This is a genomic window from Pseudomonas sp. 01L34 (genome assembly GCF_056400265.1).
The window spans coordinates 1-816 of the sequence record NZ_JBFTSX010000033.1 but is presented as its reverse complement, the minus strand read 5'-3'; the positions used below and the strand labels follow the sequence as shown (position 1 = coordinate 816).

Below are 816 nucleotides of genomic sequence, written 5' to 3'. Positions count from 1 at the left end.
GGCACCGTGAAGGAAGACACCACCCTCAGTGTCAGTGGCCAGTTCAGCTCGACCGACATCGATCACGCGGCCACCGCCACCTGGAGCATTGCCGGGTCCAATACTGGCACCTACGGCTCGATCGCGGTGGACAGCAGCGGTAAGTGGACGTACACCCTGGCCAACGGCACCGATGGTGTTGCCAGTGCGGTGCAATCACTGAAGGTTGGCGAGAGTCATGCTGAGGTGTTCACCATGCAGGTCAGCGATGGCCTCGGTGGCGTCGCCACCCACCTGGTGACGGTCACCGTCACCGGCACCAATGACGGTCCGGTCGCGGTAGCCGATGTCGCCGCTGGCACGGAAAACCAAACCCTGACCATCGACGTACTGGCCAACGACACCGACGTCGACAACGGTCATCTGTTCACCCTGAACAGCGCCAGTGCCCCACTCGGCCAGGGCACCGCCAGCGTGGTCGCCAACCAGTTGGTGTTCACCCCTGGCAGCGACTTTGATCATCTGGCGCAAGGCGCGGTCGCACACGTGACACTCAGCTACACCATGCAAGACGAACACGGCGCGCTTTCGTCTAGTACGGTGGACGTGACCATCACTGGTACCAACGACGGCCCAGTCGCGGTGGCCGATACAGCCGCCGGCACGGAAAACCAGACCCTGACCATCAACGTGCTGGCCAACGACACCGACGTCGATGACGGTCATCTGTTCACCCTGAACAGCGCCAGCGCCCCGCTCGGCCAAGGCTCGGCCAGCGTGGTCGCCAATCAGCTGGTATTCACCCCCGGCAGCGACTTCGACCATCTGGCACAGGGT

General features: G+C 63.2%; 1 protein-coding gene. It reads left to right on the top strand.

Features of this window, described 5'->3' with window-relative positions; translation table 11 throughout:
- Nucleotides 1-816: Ig-like domain-containing protein (locus AC1DQM_RS29830; protein ID WP_477747261.1), on the top strand; the 816-nt coding region annotated here is incomplete at both ends.